24 protein-coding genes and 1 tRNA gene are annotated in these 21,390 nt (G+C 69.7%); 12 read left to right on the top strand and 13 right to left on the bottom strand.

Going from position 1 to position 21,390, the window contains the following annotated elements:
- The first annotated feature begins 81 nt into the window (after positions 1-81).
- The 10 genes from F3T56_RS16790 to F3T56_RS46190 all read left to right on the top strand — a co-directional run bounded on the left by F3T56_RS16790 (position 82) and on the right by F3T56_RS46190 (position 9,697).
- Positions 82-1,050 (top strand): complex I subunit 1/NuoH family protein, encoded by a 969-nt coding sequence (locus tag F3T56_RS16790; RefSeq protein WP_149825971.1) that lies wholly within the window; start codon positions 82-84, stop codon positions 1,048-1,050.
- Positions 1,051-1,052: 2 nt separating this feature from the next.
- Positions 1,053-1,769: a NuoI/complex I 23 kDa subunit family protein gene (locus F3T56_RS16785; protein ID WP_246203650.1), complete on the top strand. Its 717-nt coding sequence runs from the start codon at positions 1,053-1,055 to the stop codon at positions 1,767-1,769.
- Positions 1,766-2,473: an NADH-quinone oxidoreductase subunit J family protein gene (locus F3T56_RS16780; protein WP_149825970.1), complete on the top strand. Its 708-nt coding sequence runs from the start codon at positions 1,766-1,768 to the stop codon at positions 2,471-2,473. The genes F3T56_RS16785 and F3T56_RS16780 overlap by 4 nt, the downstream gene beginning before the upstream one ends.
- Positions 2,473-2,883, top strand: coding sequence for an NADH-quinone oxidoreductase subunit NuoK (gene nuoK, locus F3T56_RS16775; RefSeq protein WP_149825969.1), 411 nt, complete (start codon positions 2,473-2,475; stop codon positions 2,881-2,883). The genes F3T56_RS16780 and nuoK overlap by 1 nt, the downstream gene beginning before the upstream one ends.
- Complete coding sequence (locus F3T56_RS16770; protein WP_149825968.1) at positions 2,880-4,874, top strand: NADH-quinone oxidoreductase subunit 5 family protein; 1,995 nt, start codon at positions 2,880-2,882, stop codon at positions 4,872-4,874. The genes nuoK and F3T56_RS16770 overlap by 4 nt, the downstream gene beginning before the upstream one ends.
- Before the next feature lie 6 nt (positions 4,875-4,880).
- Positions 4,881-6,455: a complex I subunit 4 family protein gene (locus F3T56_RS16765; protein ID WP_149825967.1), complete on the top strand. Its 1,575-nt coding sequence runs from the start codon at positions 4,881-4,883 to the stop codon at positions 6,453-6,455.
- The gene (locus F3T56_RS16760; protein ID WP_149825966.1) at positions 6,452-7,975 is read left to right on the top strand and encodes an NADH-quinone oxidoreductase subunit N; all 1,524 of its coding nucleotides are present in this window, start codon (positions 6,452-6,454) and stop codon (positions 7,973-7,975) included. Before F3T56_RS16765 ends, F3T56_RS16760 begins: the two co-directional genes overlap by 4 nt.
- Before the next feature lie 164 nt (positions 7,976-8,139).
- A complete protein-coding gene (gene htpX, locus F3T56_RS16755) occupies positions 8,140-9,003 on the top strand; it encodes a zinc metalloprotease HtpX (protein ID WP_149825965.1) in 864 nt (287 codons plus the stop codon).
- Positions 9,000-9,398 carry a YccF domain-containing protein gene (locus F3T56_RS16750; protein WP_149825964.1) on the top strand — a complete coding sequence of 133 codons (399 nt, stop codon included), beginning with the start codon at positions 9,000-9,002 and terminating at the stop codon, positions 9,396-9,398. Before htpX ends, F3T56_RS16750 begins: the two co-directional genes overlap by 4 nt.
- A gap of 125 nt (positions 9,399-9,523) precedes the next feature.
- A complete protein-coding gene (locus F3T56_RS46190) occupies positions 9,524-9,697 on the top strand; it encodes a hypothetical protein (RefSeq protein WP_172638985.1) in 174 nt (57 codons plus the stop codon).
- A gap of 10 nt (positions 9,698-9,707) precedes the next feature.
- On the opposite strand, the gene F3T56_RS16745 is transcribed toward F3T56_RS46190, so the two are convergent.
- Positions 9,708-10,979: an APC family permease gene (locus F3T56_RS16745; RefSeq protein ID WP_149825963.1), complete on the bottom strand. Its 1,272-nt coding sequence runs from the start codon at positions 10,977-10,979 to the stop codon at positions 9,708-9,710.
- A gap of 123 nt (positions 10,980-11,102) precedes the next feature.
- Here F3T56_RS16745 and F3T56_RS16740 point away from each other — a divergent pair, with 123 nt between their 5' ends.
- Positions 11,103-11,369: a GlsB/YeaQ/YmgE family stress response membrane protein gene (locus F3T56_RS16740; RefSeq protein ID WP_149825962.1), complete on the top strand. Its 267-nt coding sequence runs from the start codon at positions 11,103-11,105 to the stop codon at positions 11,367-11,369.
- An 89-nt stretch (positions 11,370-11,458) separates the two neighbouring features.
- Here F3T56_RS16740 and F3T56_RS16735 read toward each other — a convergent pair whose 3' ends face one another.
- A complete protein-coding gene (locus tag F3T56_RS16735; protein WP_149825961.1) occupies positions 11,459-11,947 on the bottom strand; it encodes a YajQ family cyclic di-GMP-binding protein in 489 nt (162 codons plus the stop codon).
- Positions 11,948-12,192: 245 nt separating this feature from the next.
- Here F3T56_RS16735 and F3T56_RS16730 point away from each other — a divergent pair.
- Positions 12,193-12,274, top strand: a tRNA-Tyr gene (locus F3T56_RS16730).
- A 179-nt stretch (positions 12,275-12,453) separates the two neighbouring features.
- Here F3T56_RS16730 and F3T56_RS16725 read toward each other — a convergent pair.
- From F3T56_RS16725 to F3T56_RS46180, 11 genes are all read right to left on the bottom strand, one after another.
- The gene (locus tag F3T56_RS16725; protein ID WP_149825960.1) at positions 12,454-13,812 is read right to left on the bottom strand and encodes a tyrosine-type recombinase/integrase; all 1,359 of its coding nucleotides are present in this window, start codon (positions 13,810-13,812) and stop codon (positions 12,454-12,456) included.
- Positions 13,809-14,018, bottom strand: a complete 210-nt coding sequence (locus F3T56_RS16720) for a helix-turn-helix transcriptional regulator (protein ID WP_149825959.1) — start codon at positions 14,016-14,018, stop codon at positions 13,809-13,811. Before F3T56_RS16720 ends, F3T56_RS16725 begins: the two co-directional genes overlap by 4 nt.
- A 196-nt stretch (positions 14,019-14,214) precedes the next feature.
- The gene (locus F3T56_RS16715) at positions 14,215-15,462 is read right to left on the bottom strand and encodes a DUF3631 domain-containing protein (RefSeq protein ID WP_149825958.1); all 1,248 of its coding nucleotides are present in this window, start codon (positions 15,460-15,462) and stop codon (positions 14,215-14,217) included.
- Positions 15,459-15,641 (bottom strand): hypothetical protein, encoded by a 183-nt coding sequence (locus tag F3T56_RS16710; protein ID WP_149825957.1) that lies wholly within the window; start codon positions 15,639-15,641, stop codon positions 15,459-15,461. The genes F3T56_RS16715 and F3T56_RS16710 overlap by 4 nt, the downstream gene beginning before the upstream one ends.
- 176 nt (positions 15,642-15,817) lie before the next feature.
- On the bottom strand, positions 15,818-16,747 hold the full coding sequence (locus F3T56_RS16705; protein WP_149825956.1) for a bifunctional DNA primase/polymerase: 930 nt from the start codon (positions 16,745-16,747) through the stop codon (positions 15,818-15,820).
- A gap of 84 nt (positions 16,748-16,831) precedes the next feature.
- The gene (locus F3T56_RS16700; protein WP_149825955.1) at positions 16,832-17,626 is read right to left on the bottom strand and encodes a deazapurine DNA modification protein DpdA family protein; all 795 of its coding nucleotides are present in this window, start codon (positions 17,624-17,626) and stop codon (positions 16,832-16,834) included.
- Positions 17,627-17,707: 81 nt separating this feature from the next.
- Positions 17,708-18,151, bottom strand: coding sequence for a single-stranded DNA-binding protein (gene ssb, locus F3T56_RS16695; RefSeq protein WP_149825954.1), 444 nt, complete (start codon positions 18,149-18,151; stop codon positions 17,708-17,710).
- A 4-nt stretch (positions 18,152-18,155) separates the two neighbouring features.
- Positions 18,156-18,326, bottom strand: a complete 171-nt coding sequence (locus F3T56_RS46185; protein WP_172638984.1) for a hypothetical protein — start codon at positions 18,324-18,326, stop codon at positions 18,156-18,158.
- 22 nt (positions 18,327-18,348) lie between these two features.
- Positions 18,349-18,852 carry a hypothetical protein gene (locus F3T56_RS16690; protein ID WP_149825953.1) on the bottom strand — a complete coding sequence of 168 codons (504 nt, stop codon included), beginning with the start codon at positions 18,850-18,852 and terminating at the stop codon, positions 18,349-18,351.
- 20 nt (positions 18,853-18,872) lie between these two features.
- Positions 18,873-19,064 carry a hypothetical protein gene (locus F3T56_RS16685; RefSeq protein ID WP_149825952.1) on the bottom strand — a complete coding sequence of 64 codons (192 nt, stop codon included), beginning with the start codon at positions 19,062-19,064 and terminating at the stop codon, positions 18,873-18,875.
- A gap of 212 nt (positions 19,065-19,276) precedes the next feature.
- A complete protein-coding gene (locus F3T56_RS46180) occupies positions 19,277-21,388 on the bottom strand; it encodes a hypothetical protein (RefSeq protein WP_172638983.1) in 2,112 nt (703 codons plus the stop codon).
- Positions 21,389-21,390 lie beyond the last annotated feature (2 nt).

Here is a 21,390-nt window from a genome sequence, read left to right as displayed (position 1 = left end):
CACCCCCGACCCCGACACCCCCGACCCCGACACCCCCGACCCCGACACCCCCGACCCCGACACCCCCGCAGGAGGCCCGCAGTGAACGACGCTCTCGACGTCGCCCTGCGACTCCTGCTCGTCTTCGTCGTCTTCCTCACCTTCCCCTTGATCATCGGCCAGACCGAACACAAGGTGATGGCCCACATGCAGGGCCGCCTCGGCCCCATGTACGCCGGCGGCTTCCACGGCTGGGCCCAACTCATCGCCGACGGCGTCAAGTTCGCCCAGAAGGAAGACGTCGTCCCGGCCGGCGCGGACCGCCGTATCTTCCAACTCGCCCCCGCCGTCGCCCTCCTCCCGTACCTCCTCGTCCTCCTCGCCATCCCCATCGGCCCGGGCGAGGGCGCGGTCGGCGAGGTCATCGACGCGGGCATCTTCTTCGTCCTCGCCGTGATGGGCGTGGGCGTCCTCGGCTCCCTCATGGCCGGTTGGGCCTCCGCCAACAAGTTCTCCCTCCTCGGCGGCCTCCGCACCGCCGCCCAGCTCCTCGCCTACGAACTCCCGATGCTGCTGACGGCCGCCTCCGTGGCGATGGCGGCCGGCACGGTCTCCCTCCCCGGCATCCTCGACGCCTTCGAGTGGTGGTGGCTGCCCTGGCAGATCGTCGGCGCGATCGTCTTCTTCGTCGCCGGCCTCGCCGAACTCCAGCGCCCGCCCTTCGACATGCCCGTCGCCGACTCGGAGATCATCTTCGGCGCCTACACCGAGTACACCGGCCTCCGCTTCGCCCTGTTCCTCCTCGCCGAGTACGCCGGAATCGTCGTCCTGTGCGGCCTCACCACGGTCCTCTTCCTCGGCGGCTGGCACGGCCCCTGGGGCGCCGACGGCCTCGGCTGGGTCTGGACCCTCCTGAAGACCGCCGTCCTCGCCTTCGTCGTCATCTGGCTCCGCGTCACCTACCCCCGCCTGCGCGAGGACCAGCTCCAGAAGCTCTCCTGGACCCTTCTCGTCCCCCTCTCCCTCACCCAGATCGCCCTCACCGGCATCGTCAAGGTGGTGATCCAGTAGCCATGGCCGAGCCTGTCCCGCCCACCCCCACCCGGTCCCGCATCCCTGGTTCCGGCCTCGCCAAGGGCCTGGCCGTCACCCTCCGCACGATGACGAGGAAGACCGTCACCGAGCAGTACCCGGACGCCCAGCCCGAGCTCCCGCCCCGCACCCGAGGCGTCATCGGCCTCTTCGAGGAGAACTGCACGGTCTGCATGCTCTGCGCCCGCGAGTGCCCGGACTGGTGCATCTACATCGACTCCCACAAGGAGACCGTCCCGCCGGTCGCCCCCGGCGGCCGCGAGCGCAGCCGCAACGTCCTCGACCGCTTTGCCATCGACTTCGCCCTCTGCATGTACTGCGGTATCTGCATCGAGGTCTGCCCCTTCGACGCCCTCTTCTGGTCCCCGGAGTTCGAGTACGCCGAGACCGACATCCACGAACTCACCCACGAGCGCGACAAACTCCGCGAGTGGATGTGGACGGTCCCCGCCCCACCCGCCCTCGACCCCTCCGCCGAGGAACCCAAGGAACTCGCCGCCGCCCGCAAGACCGCCGAAAAACTGGCAACCGCCGAGACAGAACAGGCAGCCCAGCCGGAGAAATCCGAGCCAACCAAGCCCACAGACCCGCCTAAGCCGACCAAGCCCACCGAACCCACTGAGCCGACCAAGCCCACCGACCCGGCCGACTCGACCAAGCCGACCAAGCGCGCCACAACACAGGAGGGGGACTCGTGAGCCTCGCCGCAGCCGCGGTCGCAGCCGCCACCACCACGACGCCCCCCGCCCTGGCCGCCGTCGAGACGCGAGGCTTCCTCTCCCCGACCGGCGTCGAGATCGCCTTCCTCCTCGTCGGCCTGGTCACCTTCGGCGCCGCGATCGTCACCGTCACCACCCGCCAACTGGTGCACGCCGCCCTCTGGCTGGTGGTGGCCCTCGGTGGCCTCGCCGTCGAATACCTCCTCCTCACCGCCGAGTTCATCGCCTGGGTGCAGGTCCTCATCTATGTCGGTTCGGTCGTCGTCCTCCTCCTCTTCGGTCTGATGCTCACCAAGGCCCCCATCGGCCGCTCCCCGGACGCCGACTCCGGCAATCGCTGGGCCGCCCTCACCGTGGCCGTCGCCGCTGCCGCCGCCCTCGTCTGGGTCGTCGTCGACGCCTTCCGCACCACCTGGATCGACCTCGACGGCCCCGCCGCCGGCTCAACCAAGGCCACCGGCGAAAGCCTCTTCCAGAACTGGGTCCTCCCCTTCGAGGCCCTCTCCGTCCTCCTCCTCACGGCCTTGGTCGGCGCGATCGTCCTCTCCCGCAAGACGAAGACGGAGTCGAGCTCTCCCTCTGTGAACTCCCGGGGCGCGACCGGGAGTTCCTCATCCGTCCCGGATTCCCGTAATCACCCGATCGGGCGAAAAGGTCAGGCCGAGCAGGAAGGCGCCCGCTGATGCACATCGCCTATCCCGTCGTCCTCTCCTCCCTCCTCTTCTGCACGGGCCTGTACGGAGTCCTCGCCCGCCGCAACGCGATCCTGGTTCTGATGTCCGTCGAGCTGATGCTCAACGCCGTCAACCTCAACCTCGTCGCCTTCGACGTCTGGCTCACCAAGGCCGCTGAGGAAACCCTGCACTCCGGCCAGGCCCTGACCCTGTTCACCATCACCATCGCCGCCGCCGAGATCGGCATCGGTCTCGCGATCGTTCTCGCCGTCCACCGCAACCGAGGAACCGCGGACATCGACAAGCTCCGCGACACCGCCGAGGGCCACGAGACCGACGGCCCGGGCGGCCCTGACGAGGCCACCGTCACCACTGAACCGGCGGCCGGACAGACGGAGAAGGCCGAGGCCACCGCGTGACCACCACCACCCTCGCCGTCCTCGTCCCCCTCCTTCCGTTCCTCGGCGCCGCGGTCGGCCTGCTCCTCGGCCGCACGGCCCCCGGCTTCGTACGCCCCCTCGCCGTACTGCCGACCCTCACCGCCTTCGCGCTGGCGGTACTGGTCGCCGTACGCCAGGGCGGCGATCGCCCCGTCAACGCCGCCACAGAGCTCACCCCCACCGGCTCGATCCCCATCGAACTCGCCCTGCACATCGACGGCTTCGCCGCCCTCGTCGCCGTCCTGGTCGGCCTGGTCGCGACCTGCGTGCAGATCTACTCGACGGGCTACCTGCGCGACGACCCGCGCTACCCCTCCTACGCCGCTCTCGTCTCCCTGTTCACCTCCGCGATGCTCCTCGTCGTGTACTCCGGCGACCTGATGGTGCTCCTGGTCGGCTGGGAGATCATGGGCATCTGCTCGTACTTCCTGGTCGGCCACTACTGGGAGACCCCCGAGGCCCGCGCCGCCTCCCTCAAGGCCTTCCTGGTCACCAAGCTCGGTGATGTCCCCTTTCTGATCGGTCTGTTCGCCCTCGCCGCGGACGCGGGATCGTTCCGCATCACGCGGATCCTCTCCACCGTCGCCGACGGCGGCCTCGACCACCCGACACTCGTCGCCCTGCTGCTCCTCTCCGGTGTCGCGGGCAAGTCGGCGCAGTTCCCGCTCCACACCTGGTTGCCCGACGCGATGGCGGGCCCGACGCCCGTGTCCGCGCTGATCCACGCCGCGACGATGGTCGCCGCCGGTGTCTACTTCGTCGCCCGGCTCCTCCCGGTCTTCGCCGCTTCCTCGGCGGCCTTGGTCGTCCTCGCCGTCATGGCCGCGGTCACGATGGCCGGCTCCGCTCTCGCCGCTCTCGCCCAGGACGACATCAAGCGCGTCCTCGCCTACTCGACGATCGGCCAGCTCGGCTACATGACCGGCGCCCTCGCCGTCGGCGACCGCGGCGCCGCCGTCTTCCACCTCCTCTCCCACGGCGCCTTCAAGGCGCTGCTGTTCCTCGCCGCCGGCGTGATCATCCATGCCGCCGGCACCAACTCCCTGGCCGCCATGTCCCGCATGAGCAACCTGCGCGCCCGCGTCCCCGACGCCTACTGGACGATGACCATCGCCCTCCTCGCCCTGGCCGCGATCCCGCCGTTCAGCGGCTTCTTCTCCAAGGAGTCCGTCCTCGGCGCCGCCGAGCACGCCGCCACCGGCCACGCCGAGCCCATCCCCGGCGCCGCGGGCTGGACCGTCCTCGTCGCCGGCCTCCTCACGGCCCTGCTCACCGCCGCGTACGCCACCCGTCTGTGGCTGCTCGCCTTCTGCGGCAAGGGCGCCGAAGCCCCCGACCACGGCCGCCAGCCGCGCACCATGACGCTCGTGCTGTGGGTGCTCGCCGTACCGTCCCTCGCCTTCGGAGCACTGGCCTACGGCACGCTCCCCGACTGGTTCGACGGCGACGATCTGGCCCCCACGCTCACCACGTCCGTCCTCGGCACGGGCGCTGCCCTGGCCGGCGGACTCCTGACGTACACGGCCTGGCGGTACACCTCCGCCATGGCGGTCCGAGTCCCGCTGGGCGCGGTCGCGGCCCACCCGGAGGGCGATGCCGCAACGGTCGAAGCGGAGGCGATCGCCAGCCACGCGCCCGCCTACGGAGGCACGGCCTCGGCACCCGACCCGGCGGACCCGGCCCGTCTCCTGCTAGGCCCGCTGCACCGCCACGCCGCCGTCGGCTTCCACCTCGACGCCGTGTACTCGGCGCTCTTCGTCCGCCCGGTCCAGGCCGGCGCGAGTCTCGTCCGATTCCTCGACCGCGAGGTCGTCGACACCTACGTCCACGGCGCGGGCGCCCTGCCCCGTCTGCTGGGCGCGGCCGTACGCCGGGCCCAGACCGGCAATGTGCAGACCTATGTGAGCGCGCTGCTCGCCGGCACCGTCGTCCTGGTGGTCGCCGTCCTCGTCGTCGCCACGGGAGCGTGAGCAGGCGTGATCGATATCAACGAGTCCGTGATGCAGTTCCTTCTGGCGTTCGTCGTCGTCGGCCCGCTCATCGGCGCCGCTGCCGCTCTCCTGCCGGCCCCGCCCGGACTGAAGGGGAAGTCATCCGAGCAGGCCGTGCTCCGCCACGGTGTCACCGTGGCCGGTGCGGTGCTCATCGCCGCGATCGTCCTCGCGCTCGGCTTCGACCACGACCAGCCGTCGAAGATGCAGGCCAGCACGGACATCAGCTGGATCCCCGCACTCGACGTGCGCATCCACCTCGGCATCGACGGCATCTCCCTCCCCCTCCTGGTCCTGACCGCGCTGCTGACCTTCCTCTGCGCGCTCTACTCCTACTTCAAAATGCCAACGGGTCCGTCCCCGAAGGCCTTCATCGCCCTGCTGCTCGTCCTGGAGTCCGGCACCCTCGCGACCTTCGCCGTCCTCGACCTGCTGCTGTTCTTCCTCGCGTTCGAGATGGTGCTCATCCCGATGTACTTCCTCATCGCCCGCTGGGGGGGTGAGCAACGCACTCAAGCCGCTTGGAAGTTCATCCTCTACACCCTGCTCGGTTCCGTGGTCATGCTGCTCGGCCTGCTCCTGATCGGAATCAAGGCGGGCACATTCGACATGGTGGCACTCGCCACTGACAATCGCCCCGAGCTGACCACATCCGTGCAGGTCATCGCCGTTTTGTCGATCGGGATCGGGCTCGCGGTCAAGACCCCGATGTGGCCGTTGCACAGCTGGCTGCCGGACGCCCACACCGCCGCCCCGACCGTCGGCTCGGTCCTGTTGGCCGGCGTCCTGCTGAAGATGGGCACGTACGGGTTCGTCCGTATCCTGCTGCCGATCACGCCCGACGGCTTCCGCACCTTCGCGCCGTACCTCGCCGCCTTCGCGGTCGTCGGAATCATCTACGGATCCCTCGCCTGCCTCGCCCTCGCCAAGCAGGGCGCGAAGGGTGACCTCAAGCGCCTCATCGCCTACTCGTCAGTCGGCCACATGGGCTTCGTACTGCTCGGCATCGCCACGATGACCCCGACCGGCGTGAACGGCGCCCTGTTCGCCAACATCGCCCACGGCCTCATCACCGGCCTGCTCTTCTTCCTGGTCGGAGCGCTGAAGGACCGCACCGGCACCACCGACCTCGACAGCCTCGCGCAGGAGACCGGCGCCGCCCTCTACGGCAAGGCCCCGCGCCTCGGAGGCCTGCTTGCCTTCGGCGCCGTGGCCTCGCTCGGACTACCGGGGCTCGCCGGGTTCTGGGGCGAGATGCTGGCGCTGTTCGGCGCGTTCGAACCCGCCGACGGCCTCAGTCGCCCGGCCTTCCTCACCTTCATGACCATCGCCGCGTTCGGCACGCTCCTGACCGCCGCGTACCTGCTGATCGTGGTTCGCCGCGTCTGCATGGGCGCCGCCCCGAAGGAGGGGCCGCAACTCGCGGACGTACAGACGTATGAGTTCGCGGCTTGGACGCCGCTCGTCGCCCTCACCGTTCTCGCCGGCCTCTGGCCCGCGGTTCTCCTCGGCCTGACCGACCCGGCCGTGCAGCAGCTCCTCGCAGGAGGCACCCGATGAGCTCCCCGGCCCAGCCACTGGCCGAGTCCGTCGTCCAGTCCGTCGACTGGCTCGCCATCGCGCCGCCCACGATCGCCGCGGTCGTCGGCCTCGCCGTGCTCGTCGCCGACCTCTTCGTGGGCGATACGAAGAAGGCCCTGCTCGGCTGGACGTCCGTCGTGGGCCTGACCATTTCCCTGATGGCCCTCCTGCCGCTCCTGGACGGCGACCGCGCCACCTTCTGCCTGACCGGCGCCCCGGACGTCTGCAGCTACACCGCGGACCGCTTCACCCTCGTCATCCAGTTCCTCGTCCTCGGCGGCGCCCTCCTGGCGGCCCTGCTGTCGATGACGGCCCTGAAGGACGCGAAGAAGGAACTCCCCGAAGGGGAGTTCTGGTTCCTGCTGCTGTCGTCCGCCGCCGGCGCCGCCCTGCTGCCCGCCTCCCGCGACCTCGCGACGCTCATCGTCGCCCTGGAGGTCGCCTCCCTGCCCGCCTTCGCTCTCGTCGGCATCCGGCACGGCGACAAGCGGTCCTCCGAGGCGGCCCTGAAGTTCTTCCTGTCGTCCGTCACCGCGACCACCGTCAGCCTCCTGGGCATCAGCTTCGTCTACGCCACCACGGGCACCCTGTACCTCACCGAGATCGCCGACCGGATCCAGAACGTCGACAGCAACCTGCACACCCTCACCCAGGCCGGCGTCGTCCTCACCCTCATCGGCTTCGCCTTCAAAACGGCCGCCGTACCGTTCCACTTCTGGGTCCCGGACACCTACGTGGGCGCCCCGCTGCCCGTGGCCGCCTACCTGTCCGTCGTCGGCAAGGCGGTCGGCTTCTCCGGCCTGATCCTCGTCACCGTCGTCGCCCTCCCGTCGTACGCCGACGTCTGGGGCCCGGCACTCGCCGCGCTCGCCGCCCTCACCATGACCGTCGGCAACGTCGGCGCCCTGAAACAGCAGTCCACGCGCGCGTACAGCGCGGTCCGCCTGCTCGCCTGGTCCTCCGTCGGCCAGGCCGGCTACCTCCTGGTGCCGATCGCGGCGGCCGCGTACTCCGACGACGCCGAGCAGGCGATCGGCTCCACGGTCGCCTACGCCCTGATGTACGCGGCGGTGAACCTCGGCGCCTTCTCCGTGGCCGCCCTCGTCAGCCGTACGAAGCCCTTGAACCGCATCAGCGACTACCGTGGCCTGTACGCGTCGAACCCTGCGACCGCCCTGCTCCTGGCCTTCTTCCTGCTCTGCCTCGCCGGGCTGCCACCGGGCATCATCGGCCTCTTCGCCAAGGTCACCGTCTTCTCCGCGGCCGTCGACGCGGGCCTTGGCTGGCTCGCCGTCGTCATGGCCGTCAACGTGGTGATCGCGCTCTTCTACTACCTCCAGTGGACGACCCTGCTGTTCCGCGCCCCCGAGGGCGCACCCGAACCGCACCGCGTCCCAGCACCCTTGACCACGGCGATCGCCCTCACCGGAATCGTCGGAATCGCCCTCTCCGGAGCACCCCAGCTGGTCCTGCGCTTCGCCGACACGGGTCTCTTCTAGCGCGGCCCGCCGTCACCCGGACGGCCCACCGGCCGTCCCGCGCGCACAAGGGAACTAGTACCCCCCGCCTGGCGTTGACCAGTACGGGAGGGTCCACTGAGTAGTGGAGCCAACAGCAACAGCAAGCAAAGGGTTCCCCTGCCGCACGACTTGGAGGGCGTACCGTGCACCGCCGGCACAACGGGCTCAGGACCGCCGTACTCCTCGGGGGACTGTCCGCACTCATCATCGTCGTAGGAAGCCTCTTCGGCCGTACGGGTCTGGTCGTCGCGGTCTTCCTGGCGCTCGGCACGAACGCGTACGCGTACTGGAACAGCGACAAGCTGGCTCTACGCGCGATGCGCGCCCGCCCGGTGAGCGAGTTCGAGGCCCCGGCGCTGTACCGCATGGTCCGTGAGCTCTCCACCCAGGCCCGCCAGCCCATGCCCCGTCTGTACATCTCCCCGACGGATGCCCCCAACGCGTTCGCGACCGGCCGCAACCCGCGCAACGCGGCCGTGTGCTGCACAGACGGCATCCTCCGTCTTCTCGACGAGCGCGAGCTGCGCGGCGTCATCGGCCACGAGCTGAGCCATGTCTACAACCGCGACATCCTGATCTCGTCGGTCGCCGGAGCCCTCGCCTCCGTGATCATGTTTCTGGTGAACTTCGCCTGGCTGATCCCCATCGGCCGCTCCGATGACGACGACGGCCCGGGCCTCCTCGGCATGCTGCTGATCATGATCCTCGGCCCGCTCGCCGCGTCCCTCATCCAGCTCGCGATCAGCCGCTCCAGGGAGTACGAGGCGGACGCCTCCGGCTCCCAACTCACCGGCGAACCACTCGCTCTCGCCAGTGCCCTTCGCAAACTGGAAACAGGCACCAAGCAGCTCCCCCTGCCCCCCGAGCCGCGCATCGAGACCGCGAGCCACATGATGATCGCGAACCCCTTCCGGCCGGGCCGGGGATTCTCCAGAATGTTCTCGACACACCCGCCGATGGCGGAACGCATCGCCCGACTCGAGAAGATGGCAGGTCGCCACCAGTGAAGACCATTCTGAACATCATCTGGCTGATCCTCAGCGGCTTCTGGCTCTTCCTCGGCTACCTGTTCGCAGGCTTGCTCCTGTGCATCACGATCATCGGCATCCCTTTCGGCATCGCGTCCTTCCGCATCGGCATCTACGCCCTGTGGCCCTTCGGGTACACCGCGGTCGAGCGCCGTGACGCGGGCGCGCCCTCCTGTTTGGGCAACATCCTCTGGCTGCTCCTGGCGGGCTGGTGGCTCGCGCTGACCCACATCTTCACGGGCCTCGTGCTCTGCGTCACGATCATCGGCATCCCGTTCGGCATCGCCAACTTCAAGCTCGTGCCGGTCTCGCTGATGCCCCTGGGCCGCGAAATCGTGCGCTCGAACCAGCCGTTCGCTCAGCAGCGCTGGTAGAGCGGGCGCACCGGGGGTGGAGCGCCGGCCACCTCGCCCGAGCCGCACCCCCGCCCAGATCCTGAGCGCCCGCTCACTTATCCACAGGCCGCACGAATGTCAGCGCCGCCCTGCATCATGAATCCATGACCGAGATCGAGCAGTCGCAGAACAGGGCACCGGAGGAGCCACACAACCCCGGCCCACGGGCCAGGACTTCGGGCCCGACCCCCGTGGCCAACCCCGTACGCGCACCCCGCACAGCGGTGACCATGCGCCCGCAGTTGCACATACGGCCGGCGGTAGCGCACGCCTCGTGAGCGGGCGGCCTCAGGCGCCGCCCCGCCTCGGCCCCCGCCCGGCCCACCGCCGCCGCACGCCGTACGCCGCCACACCCACGCCCAATACACCCGCGCCCACGGTCACAGACACCCCGGGCAGCGCGAACGCCAGCATCACGCACCCGACGAGACCGACCACCGGCACGACCCGCGAGACAGCCGCCGAACTCAGCGTCCAGGCCGACGCGTTGGCGACCGCGTAGTACGCGAGCACACCGAAGGAGGAGAAACCGATCGCGCCCCGGACGTCCACCGTGGCGGCCAGGACGGCGACCACGGCACCGACAGCCAGTTCCGCCCGGTGCGGCACCTGGAAACGGGGGTGCACGGCGGCGAGAGCGCCGGGAAGATGCCGGTCCCGGGCCATGGCGAGCGTCGTGCGCGAGACACCCAGGATGAGCGCCAGCAGCGACCCGAGCGCCGCCACGGCGGCGCCGACCCGCACCACGGGCACCAGACCCGGCACCCCGGCCGCCCGCACCGCCTCGGCCAGCGGAGCCGAGGCCTGCCTCAGACCACCCGAGCCCAGCACGGAAAGGACGGCGACAGCGACAGCCGCGTACACGACCAACGCGATGCCCAGCGCGAGCGGGATCGCGCGCGGGATGGTGCGCGCCGGATCCCGCACCTCCTCGCCCAAGGTCGCGATCCGCGCGTACCCGGCGAAAGCGAAGAACAACAACCCGGCCGCCTGCAACACTCCGCCCACGCCACCCGACGCCCCGATGTCCAGCCTCCCGGCATCGGACTCACCGGACCCCAGACACGCGACCACCACGGAAGCGAGGACCGCCAACACGACAGCGACGATCACCCGCGTCAGCCAGGCCGACTTCTGTACGCCGCCGTAGTTCACGGCGGTCAGCGCCACCACGGCGGCCACCGCCACGGCATGCGCCTGCCCCGGCCAGACGTACGCCCCCACGGTGAGTGCCATCGCGGCGCACGAGGCCGTCTTGCCGACGACGAACGACCAGCCGGCCAGATACCCCCAGAAGTCGCCCAGCCGCTCACGCCCGTACACATACGTGCCGCCCGAGGCGGGATACACGGCAGCCAGCCGTGCCGACGACATGGCATTGCAGTACGCGACGGCGGCGGCGACCCCCAGCCCGAGCAGCAGCCCGGACCCGGCGGCGCGTGCCGCGGGGCCCAGCGCCGCGAAGATGCCTGCACCGACCATCGACCCGAGGCCGATGACCACAGCGTCACCGACCCCGAGGGTGCGCCGCAGCCGGACGTTCGAGACGGGTTGTGTCATGGGCCGCACCCTACTGACCAGCGCAACCGACAGACATCGCCGAGGCGTCCTCCACGACAACACGTGATGGAGACAACAGGCAGGGCACAGCACAGATACAGCACGAAAGGGCAGGTTCACGGCATGAGCATCATCGGTTGGATCGTTCTGGGACTGTTGGCCGGCGCCATCGCCAAGTTCCTGCTGCCGGGCCGGGACCCGGGCGGCTTCATCGGCACGACTCTCATCGGTGTCACGGGGGCCTTCATCGGCGGCTGGATCTCCGCCCGCTGGCTGGACCACCCGATAACCAAGGACTTCTACGACGGCGCGACCTGGGCGGCCGCGATAGGCGGCTCCCTGGCCCTGCTGATCGTCTACCGCCTGCTGTTCGGCCACTCCCGCAACTGACCGCGTACATCACCACCTGAATCCGCAGCCGACAGGCGAGAAGGGCGGACACCTCGGCCGGAGCCGGGGCCCACCCTTCTCCCCGGCGATTACCGGTAGTTGACGAACTGCACCGCGAAGTCGAAGTCCTGGCCCTTGAGGAGGGCGATCACGGCCTGCAGGTCGTCGCGGCTCTTGGAGCTGACGCGGAGCTCGTCGCCTTGGACCTGGGCCTTGACGCCCTTCGGACCCTCGTCGCGAATGATCTTCGCCACCTTCTTGGCGTTCTCCTGGGAGATGCCCTCCTGGATCGACGCGAAGATCTTGTACTCCTTACCGGACAGCTGGGGCTCACCCGCGTCCAGCGCCTTCAGGGAGATCCCGCGCTTGATCAGCTTGGACTGGAAGACGTCGAGGATGGCCTTCACACGGTCCTCGGAGTTCGCCTCCATCAGGATCTTCTCGCCGGACCACGAGATCGAGGCGCCGACGCCCTTGAAGTCGTAGCGCTGGGAGATCTCCTTGGCGGCCTGGTTGAGGGCGTTGTCGACCTCCTGCCGCTCGACCTTCGAGACGATGTCGAAACTGGAGTCGGCCATGTCCTGTGGCTCCTTGTATCGGGGTATCGGGGGGCGTGTCGGGACCATCGGATGCGTGCCGGCGCGCGTGGAAGACGACCGTTGAGCCGGGCATCAGGTCCGGGTCGCATCCGGACAAGCCTAGCCACCCCGCCCCCTCCGAGTACTGATCAATCAGGTGGCGAAGCACCCCCGAGCATCAGGTATCGTTTACGTCGTCGCCACGGAGCACCGCCGAAAAGCGGTTCGAAGGGCGGCAAATCCCAGGCGGTGTGCCCGAGTGGCCAATGGGAGCGGACTGTAAATCCGTCGGCTTAGCCTACCCAGGTTCGAATCCTGGCGCCGCCACGTGGAAAAGACGGCCCCTGAGCTGCGAAAACGCAGCGCAGGGGCCGTCTGTGTCGAGGGCGCGAGTCGGCTGAACTGTCTCACCGTGCCTCGCTCTTTCCCGCTCTCTACCAGTAGTTCTGGACGGGGCGTGGACGGGGATTTCTGCCCCGACCAGGGGTTATGAGGGCGGTGGGCCCTCAGCCGTCCAGACGGGCGGAGATCTTCGCGTTGGCGGCATCGTCCCCGCCCCGGAGGAACTTCGCGTACACCCGGAAGAGGACGGCCACGCTGTGCCCCGCGCGCGCGGCAACGATCTGCGGTTCCACTCCAGCGCTGAGCCAAGTGGACACGGCCGTGTGTCGAAGATCATATGGACGCTTGGCAAGCTTCGTCGCGCACTCCTGCGGGGTCAGTACCTCTTGCCGAGCGGTCGCCCATACCTCGCCGTAGCCGCTCTCCTGCACCATGCCGCCGCGAGCCGTACGGAACAGTCGGCCGTCGGGCGCGACTCCGTGGACGGTGATGTGCCAGCGGAGCAGCGCCACCAGCCGGGGCGGGATGGGGACCGGTCGAACGGCCTTGCGAGACCGGTGCTTGAGCCCCTTTTTGTCGTGAGCCTCACCTGAGTCGGTCCACGGTCGGCCGGCTCGCGGACGGCTCTCGCGGAGCATGATCCTGCCCCATCCGCGACGTGGCAGATACACGTCTGACTCCAGCAGGCCGACCGTTTCGCCGGGGCGCGCCGCTGAGTAGAGGATGCAGCCGAAGAATGCTTCCAGGTGGCGCCCGCGGGGACCTTGCGCGCGCACGCTGGCCAAGAGTCGTTCCGCCAACTCCGGATCAGGTACGCACTCGGGGTCGACTTCCTCATCTACCTTCTCGGGTGCCTTCCACTGGAGTGCGTGCATGGGGTTCTCTGCCAGCATCTCGGCATCGACTGCGTAACCGAGAGCCTGATGGAAGATCGCTCGCTTCCGGGCGATCACTGACCCTGCGGAAGTCTTGCCGTCCATCCGTTTGGTGCAGGCGTTCAACGCCCGGCGGACCAGCATCTTCTCCGAGAGAGCCGAGACGGGAAGCGACTTCCGTTCGAACCATGCCAACACCTCCTCGACGTCCGACGGGGGCTCTTCGTCCCACCGCTTGACGTTGAAGGCCCAGCTATAGAGCGCGCGCCGCACGAGACGGTGATCCGCCATGCCTCGCGTGTCCTTGACGATGATGGGGGTCACGGTGGCCATGGCCTCAGCGAGGTTCTTGCGGGTGGTCGCCGGCGAGTGGTCCCACTTCATCTCGATGTAGTCCCGAGCGTGCTGGTACCAGGGGATGTCCTTCTCCTTCTGGACCATCGACTTGGGCAAACCGCTCTCAACGTCGAACGGTTCGCCCTCGCGCGTCGCCGTGACGAGCTGTGCTCGCCTGCTCTCGGCGAGCCCAGAGGTGAGGAACGACTCCGAGTGCGGACGGGTGCCGACTTGCCAGCGGAGCTGATAGGGCTTGCGGTACGGGCGCTTGCGGATTGCCCAGATCCGCACGGTGTAGCTCCACTGGGTCACGCGACCTCCAGGTCGTTCAGAAAGGCGTCTAGGACGCTTCGGCGCATGCGGAGATGACCGTTCGGCAGGCGCCGGACTTCCGGCGCGTAGCCACGGTTCCGCCAGCGGTAGTAGGTGGCGCGGGTTATGCCGATTTCGTCGAGAGCTTCGCTCAGCGGGACCCACTCATCAGCAGGGGAGCGGCGCCTACGGGAAGCGGCAGACATAGCAATATCTCCTTGAGCAGTCGGAGCATGCAGGAGCAGGGGGAGGGCGCGGCGCTCTCCCCCTGCCAGATCCGCCACGTCCGCCACGCCGCCACACCGCAGTTCAGAGCCTTGATCGTGTGGCGGATAGTGGTTTTGTGGCGGATAGGTGCCGCCGCACCCGGCGGGTGCGGCGGCACCGAGGGCGCTCGGTCGGTCAGCCGGTGAGGGTGGGCTGTGTGGCGGTTTCCGCGACCGCGTGGCGGATCGGCGTGGCGGTATCCGCCACGGATTCACCCCTGTTGACCTGCGGTGTGGCGGACGTGGCGGACGTGGCGGATTCTCCGGGGGGTGGAGGGCAATACCGGGTCCAGGCGTCCGTGAGGTCTTCCGCGTAGTAGCCCTTGGGGAACCCGGAGGGGGTACGAATGCCTCGCGGCTTGATCGGCTTGTTGCCGGGGGTGACGTACTGCCCGAGCAACTTGGACAGGATCCGGGCGTTGACGGGTTTGTCGTCTACGTCGGCCCATGGGGCGTCGTCCAGCTTGAGCAGGATTTCCAGGATGACGGCGGTGGGCATGCGGTCGGCGCCGCGGAACACCTTGTCGCGTAGGTCGGTCAGCAGCCGGATGCCGAGTGAGGCTTCGTCGTCGTCCCGGCCGGCGTTGACGAGTTCCAGGCAGGCGGCGCGGGCCCGCTCGGGCCAGTGCCCGCCGGCTGCGTCGGCGACGGCGAGCAGCGGCTCCCACACGTCGCCTGGCCGGTCGGAGACGCCCTCAGGCATCTCGGGCCAGGCTTCGGCCACGGCATCCCGCACAGTGACGGCCCACTTAGCGAGCCGGTCACGCAGGGCATGGCCCTGCTTCTCGTGGACGCGGCGCCGGTAGGGCTCCACCTTCTCGTTGGGGGCGCGCTTGCGCATGCGGATGATGACCGAGCGGGTCAGGATCGTGTCTGGCAGGGAGCCGAGCCCGGCGATGGCCACCGCGCAAAACGACGGAAAGAAACCGGCGCTCTGGTTGGAGCCATCACCCACGCACCGCAGCGAGGTTGCGCCGCGCCGATACCCGGAGTTCAGGAACCCGCGTACCTCTTCGTTGCCTCCGGCCTTGGGACCGAACACGGTGTCGATCTCGTCAAACAGCAGAGTCGGCAGGCCAGGAGTGGCTTCGACCAGCCGGAACAGCGCGTTGGCCGAGGCGTTGACGGTGAGCGCGGCGTTCGGGGTGAGCGTCTCCACGATCTCCAGCGCCCGCGACTTCCCCGAGCCCGGCTCGGGGGAGAGGAACGCCAGTCGGGCGGTGCCGTCAAAGGCGTCCATGAGGTGTGCGTGCGCGTCCCAGAGGGCGACGGCGACGTAGGCGGCTTCGGTGGGGAAGACGTTGAAGCGTCGGTGGAACGCTTCGACCTCGTCCAGCAGGGCCGCGCCGTCGATGGACGGCGCGGACGGGTTGGTGCTGGTCATGCGGCGTTCCTCCCTTCCTGGGTGGTGCGGAGCGGGCAGAGGTGGCGGTGGGCTTCGTGGTCGGCGATCAGGGCGTGGACCTTGCGGTGGCCGACGGCGCTGCGGTCACGGCCGCACAGGCACGTCGACGTGGCGGTCGGGGTGGCGCCGCGCGGTGCGCGGATGTGGAGCCAGGCCACGGGGAAACGGCCGTCACCGGCCGGTGGGGCGCTGGGGTGCTGGTCGGGGGGAAGGGATGAAAGGACGGCCTGTCGGCCGTCGTCCTTCGTGCCACGGCCGCCGTGCGGGGCAGCCGGAAACGGGCGCGAACGGCCCGACGCGGGTGCGTGAGGCTTTTCAGGGGCGCACTGGGGGCTCATGCGGCCTCCCGGGGGCGGGCGGTGCGGATCGACCAGTCCAGGGCGCTGCGGATGGTGGTGCGGCACTCGGTCGGGGACAGTCCGGCCGCCTCGCCGGCGGCCTGAAAAGCCTCCTCGACCGCGTCCCGGGTGATCTCGCCCCAGGCGACGAACCTGCCCAGGGCGCGGGCGCTCACCATCAGCTGGTTGTTCCGGCCGCCCTCCGGACCACCGGCTTCAGGGGTGTCCCTGACGGAGGCCGCTTCGCGTTCCAGCGCCACCGTGGCGCGGCGGGTGGCCTGTCCCGGAATCAGGAGCGGGGCGGGCACTGCCGTACGCGCGGGCGGGGCCTGGAGGTGGAGCAGGAGCCAGGCGGGCAGGTCCGCCACGGGTGCGTCGTCGGCCACCTCGTAGGCGCCCCGCGGAGTGATGCTGCCTGCGGCCACGACGTTGCCGCCCCACGCCCGGGTGTCCACGTACGGGGCCACGGTGCCAGCGGTGTTGTGAAGGCGGATGCCCGCCGGGGTGGTGAAGTACAGGTGCATGCCGCCGGAGGGCGTCCGCACCGTGTAGGTAGTCGGCCACGGCTCTTCGGCGCGCTCGCAGAGCGCAGAGAAGGACGTCGCGCCGCAAGGCGCGGCCGAACTGCCCTTGTGTTCTTCCTCCTTGGGCACGTCCAGGTCGACGACGACCAGGCCGGAGGGGCCCGGGGCGATGCCGACGTTGAACGGGCCTGCGGACCACGCGGCGCGGATGCGGTCGGGGTCGGTGGTGGCGCGCTGTTCCCACTTCACGTGTCCGCCGGCGCACTCGCCGGTGTGGGGGCAGGAACGTTCGCCGTGCAGGGCGGAGGCCTTGCCGCCGGGTAGGAGCGGATGGACGCGCCAGTCACGCTCAGCGGCGTTGAGCGCTGCGGTCAGCAACGCGGCGGGGTTGGGTTGGGGCATGCTGGAGGTTCTCCTGTTCTGTGGTCAGGACAAGGGAGCCGGGGCGGCCACGGACTTTGGCGAGACGGTGGCCGCTCCAGGCGATCAGGCCGCGTCCAGGGCGGGTTGCTGCCAGGTGGGCAGCGAGTCGAGGACGCGGGAGCGCCAGCGCAGCGCGTAGGGCAGGCAGTTGGCGCAGTTCTTGTGCGGGTGGCCGTCCAGCGGCGGTCTGCGGCGGGCGTGGTAGCTCCAGGCCGCAGAATCGGCGGAGGCCAGCAGGTGGCCGACGCGTTCCAGGCCCAGGGTTTTGAAGCCGAAGCCATGCAGGCGGAGCCCGTGTGCGGCCATGGCGGTGACGATCGCGGCGCCCTCGCGGGTGGACTGCAACCGGCAGACGGAGCCGAGCCCCACGGTGGGCTCGCGGGCCAGGTCGACGCCAGCGCGGTCGTAGAGGCTCACGCATTGCTCGTAGTCGGCGAGCGTGCGGCCTTGCAGGACCGGCACGATCGGCAACTCGGGGGCCAGGGAGCGCAGTTCCAGGTAGTTGGCCACGGTGCGGCGCTGGTGTTCGCCAACGCTGAGGTGGGTGCCGACGAAGCGCTGTCCGCCGATGGTGCCGCCGTGGATGATGGCGTCCTCGCACATCCAGTCCTGCGGCGCGGCCCAGTCGAACGGGCCCACGCCCTCCCAGATGCGGCGCAGGTCGCCGATGTACTGCCGTGGGGTGCGCGTCCAGCGGCCGTGGCGCTGGAGCTCCGAGAAGCCGCCGGAGTCGACCGCGTAGCGGCCCAGCGCTACGGGCAGCGTGCGCGCCGTAGCAAAGTGCTCGGACTTGAGGAACAGCGGCACCTTCGTGAGTTTCACCCAGTGCCGTTTGTGGGTGGTCAGGTAGAACAGCACGGCTCTCCTGCTTCTGTGGTCAGGACAAGGGAGCCGGGGCGGCCAGGGACTTTGGCAAGACGATGGCCGCCCCTGGCCGACCTAGAACGGAGGCTTCGGGGCATTGCCGTCGGTGTTCCACGGGTCGCCGGAGGCGTCGGCGGAGCCGTTGCCGCCTGTGCGCTTGCCGTTGATGGTCACGGTGGTGAAGCGCAGGGACGCGCCGATCTCGTCGACCTCGACGGCGAGCATGGAGCGGTTCTCGCCCTCCAGGGTCTTCCAGTCGTGCTGCCGGATCCGCCCGGACAGCACCACGCGCGAGCCCTTGCCGAGGGACTCGGCGACGTGTTCGGCGAGCGCGCGCCAGGCGGCGCAGCGGAAGAACGTGGACGTGCCGTCCTTCCACTGGTTCGCCTCGCGGTCGAAGGTGCGCGGGGTGGAGGCGACGGTGAACTTGGCGAGCGCCTGGCCGGAGTCGGTGAACTTCAGTTCCGGGTCGGCGGTCAGGTTGCCGATGATGGTGATCGGGGTCTCTCCGAACGACATGGTGTTACTCGCTTTCGGGTGTGGTGGGTCGGTGGTCGGCGGTGAAGTACAGCCGGGTGCGCTTGCTGTCGCGGGTGGGGTACTGGCGTGCGGGGCCGGTGTCGAACGCGGCGGCCAGGGTCTGGCTGACGCGGTCGGTGTCGTCCGGCTCGCAGATCACGCGGATCTCGAACACGCTTGGTTCCTCTCGGGTTTGATCAGCGGTGCAGTTCGTTGCGGTTGCGGGCGATCAGCCCGTACGCCGGGGCGGTGATCTGGTTGGTCTCCTGCCGGACGGGCCCGGCGTAGTGGTGGTGGGTCTCGTTGTGCGTGGCCTTCAGCGACCGCAGGGCGGAGCCGATGGCGGCGGCGACCGCTGCCACGGCCGCGATCGGCAGCGTGACGAACAGGACGCTGGTCAACGTCACGGCGGCGAATCCTTGGCAGGCGAGCCAGATCCCGCAGCCGATGCCGACGAACGCGGCGCCGGTACCGATGCCGGCGACCGCGGTGCCCGCGGCCCAGGCGGGCACGATCCGGCGGTCCGGCTGTGGGACGGGCGGGGTGGTGCCGTAGGCGGGCAGCGGGGTGGTGTCGCGGTAGGAGGTCGGCATCTGCGGCACGGGCCGGTAGGCGTCGGCGATGATCCGGCGGGCTTCGGCGGTGGCTTCGGCGTCGGTCATGCGCGGCTGCCAGGCCGCATGCTGGTCGTGGTCGGTCATCGGGGTCTCCAGCCAGGGATTCAGGTGATGTGGCGGGCGGCGTCGGCGAGCGCCAGGCATATGGCGCGGATGGTGGAGGCGGCGCCGGTGCTGGCGGTGAAGAAGCCGAGCAGGAACAGCACGAGCGCGCTGAACGGGCCGACGTAGCGGCCTCGCAGCAGGACGAAGGCGAGCACTCCGAGGAGTGCGACGGCGGACAGGGTCACGATCACGAGCGGCCTCCCGGGGAACGCGCGGCGGGCAGCATCCCGGGGGGGTGCTGCCCGCGCTGTGGCTTGTCGTGTTGCTTGTCGTCTGGCTTGTCGTGCGGCTTGTCGCTTGTCTTGTCTTGTCGCTTGTCGCCTCCCAGCTCAGAAGCCGTTTTCAGGCTTCCGCGCCAGGGGAAAGCGGTCCTTGTTCTAGCCGGGCGACAAACGACAAGTGATCAGTCCTGCGGGGGTTGCTCGGGGGCGTGGTCGCGGTGGACGTAGCGGGCTTTGGTGCCCTCGCCGACGCGGACGGCGGTGCCGTTTTTGACCCATGTCTTGAGCCAGCCGACGACCGTCTGACGGGTCGTGCCGTACTCATCCGCGAGCGCGCGGGCGATCGCCGAGGCGCCGGTTCCTTCGGTGCCGGCGGTGAGCAGGACGGCGAGCGCGGCACGCTGCGCGGGACTGTCCTGCTCCGCCTCGCCCCGCAGCGCGGACAGGTTCAGCCCACCCGAAGCAGGCGGGGTGTCGCCGGTGGGGGTGTGGGGGTCGGGGGCGGTGGCGAACTGGGCGTCGATCTCGGCACGGAAGCGGGCCAACATCGCGTCCTCCGCCGACACCGAGCTGTTCGCCGGGCGGTTGAGCGCGGACAGGTTCAGCCCCGCCCCCGGCGCCACGCTGTCGGCGTGGTTGTCGTCGGGGGTGTGGTCGCGCATCCATGCGGTGCGTTCGGCGTCCCAGCGGCTGGCGTAGGCGGGGCCTGCGGCTTTGGCGGAGACCTCGTCGAGCCGGGGGTGCCGGTCGGATGTGGCGGCGGTGATCTCCCTAATCTGGTTCGGCAGGATCCGCCACGCCTTGAACAGCGCCGCCGGTGACTCCGGGGTACCCATGAACCCCGCGCCCTTATAGGGGGCCTGCTCGACCCGCAGTCCGCGCCGTCCGGGGAACATCTTCCCCAGGTCCATGCCTTCCGTCTCGCCACCGGTCAGCGCGACGCGCACCTTGCCCTCACGGCGGATCATGAGGTTGCCCAGCACGCTGCCGGTCGCACCCAGGGCGGTCAGGACGGTGCGGATGCCCATGGCCCGCAGCATGCGGATGACTTCCAGGATCTTCTTGGCGAGTTCCTTCATCTGCCGGTCGGTGCTGACCAGGATTTCCGCGCCCTCGTCGATGACCAGCAGGATCTGCGGGATACGGGCACTGACCGGCAACAGGTCGGTGTTGGCCTTGGCCAACAGGTCCTGATACGCCTTCTTGCGGTGCAGGCCGATGGCCAGCGCCGCATCGAGCATCTTCAGGGCTTCGTCGTGGGTGCCGGCGAGCCAGTCGATACCGGGCCGCACGGGCTTGCCGTCCTCCCGCTCCAACTCGCCGTTCAGCGCGGGCAACACCCAGGGCAGTCCGGCCGATCCGGCATTGAGGTCGATCACCCAGGTCAGCACGTCCTCGGCGCGGGCGAACCCGGCCAGGATCGTGTGGACCATGTTCGTCTTGCCCGACCCCGTCGGCCCCACCACCAGCGCACACTGCTCACGCAGGTAGGCGGAGACCAGCTCGCCATTGGTGCGCACGCCCCACGGCAGGCCGGTCAGCACCGACAGCGGCCCGTACTCGGAGGGGTAGGGGCAGTCCTCCTGTAGGACGTTGACGGTGGTCACGTCCAGGATGGTCCGCCCCTGGTGGATACCGGGGGTGGCGGTGGCGGTGCAGCCGTGCGGCAGCTTGGCATCCGCCGACAGAGCAACCGAGTGCTGGGCGATGCGGTCATAGGTGATCCCGCCCTCGGGTTCGAGGTCGAGGGAGTACCCGGCACCCGTCTCCCACTTCTCCACACCCAGGACGCGGACGGTGATGTGGCAGATCCGCTGAATGCGCTCCGCCCACTCCTCGGCGATCGCGCGGCGTTCGGCGGAGAGTTCCTGGGCGATCTGCCGCTGTTCGGCGGCGAGCGCCTCTTCCTCGCGGGCCTCTTCGTAGAGGGCGGCCGATCGGGCGGCGGCGCCGATCCCGACCCCGATCGTGGCGAGCGAGCCGAGCGCGGCCCAGGTCAGCGGACCGTGCGTCATGGCCCACGTGGTCCAGCCCGCCCCGACGAGCCAGGACGCAGCGCGGGTAGCGAGGGTGCGGCCGGCGTTGCGTACCCGCAGGCCGACGACGGTGTGCCCGAGGGCGCCGGCGGCGCCGACGGCGACCGCCCAGCCGGGCGGCATGGCGGTGGCGGCGCCGGTGGTGGCGACGGCGAAGGCTCCGGTGGTGGCGGACAGGGCGCCGGTCACAGGTCCGTGACCGGCAGCCCAATCCAGCACCGGGCCACTGCCGTTCTTGGCGGTGGTGGCGGTGGTCATAG

Source organism: Streptomyces tailanensis, from assembly GCF_008386495.1.
In the GTDB taxonomy this organism is placed as follows: Bacteria; Actinomycetota; Actinomycetes; order Streptomycetales; family Streptomycetaceae; genus Streptomyces; species Streptomyces tailanensis.
This window is presented reverse-complemented; position numbering and strand designations above follow the sequence as displayed.

Bases quoted from the DNA above. Each gene is read 5' to 3' on its own strand.
- F3T56_RS16785 (WP_246203650.1), top strand. From the start codon at position 1,053: ATGGCCGAGCCTGTCCCGCCCACCCCCACCCGGTCCCGCATCCCTGGT.
- nuoK (WP_149825969.1), top strand. From the start codon at position 2,473: ATGCACATCGCCTATCCCGTCGTCCTCTCCTCCCTCCTCTTCTGCACG.
- F3T56_RS16745 (WP_149825963.1), bottom strand. From the start codon at position 10,979: ATGACACAACCCGTCTCGAACGTCCGGCTGCGGCGCACCCTCGGGGTC.
- F3T56_RS16720 (WP_149825959.1), bottom strand. From the start codon at position 14,018: ATGTCTGCCGCTTCCCGTAGGCGCCGCTCCCCTGCTGATGAGTGGGTC.
- F3T56_RS16740 (WP_149825962.1), top strand. From the start codon at position 11,103: ATGAGCATCATCGGTTGGATCGTTCTGGGACTGTTGGCCGGCGCCATC.
- ssb (WP_149825954.1), bottom strand. From the start codon at position 18,151: ATGTCGTTCGGAGAGACCCCGATCACCATCATCGGCAACCTGACCGCC.
- F3T56_RS16735 (WP_149825961.1), bottom strand. From the start codon at position 11,947: ATGGCCGACTCCAGTTTCGACATCGTCTCGAAGGTCGAGCGGCAGGAG.
- F3T56_RS46180 (WP_172638983.1), bottom strand. From the start codon at position 21,388: ATGACCACCGCCACCACCGCCAAGAACGGCAGTGGCCCGGTGCTGGAT.
- F3T56_RS16705 (WP_149825956.1), bottom strand. From the start codon at position 16,747: ATGCCCCAACCCAACCCCGCCGCGTTGCTGACCGCAGCGCTCAACGCC.
- F3T56_RS16715 (WP_149825958.1), bottom strand. From the start codon at position 15,462: ATGACCAGCACCAACCCGTCCGCGCCGTCCATCGACGGCGCGGCCCTG.
- F3T56_RS16760 (WP_149825966.1), top strand. From the start codon at position 6,452: ATGAGCTCCCCGGCCCAGCCACTGGCCGAGTCCGTCGTCCAGTCCGTC.
- F3T56_RS46190 (WP_172638985.1), top strand. From the start codon at position 9,524: ATGACCGAGATCGAGCAGTCGCAGAACAGGGCACCGGAGGAGCCACAC.
- F3T56_RS16690 (WP_149825953.1), bottom strand. From the start codon at position 18,852: ATGACCGACCACGACCAGCATGCGGCCTGGCAGCCGCGCATGACCGAC.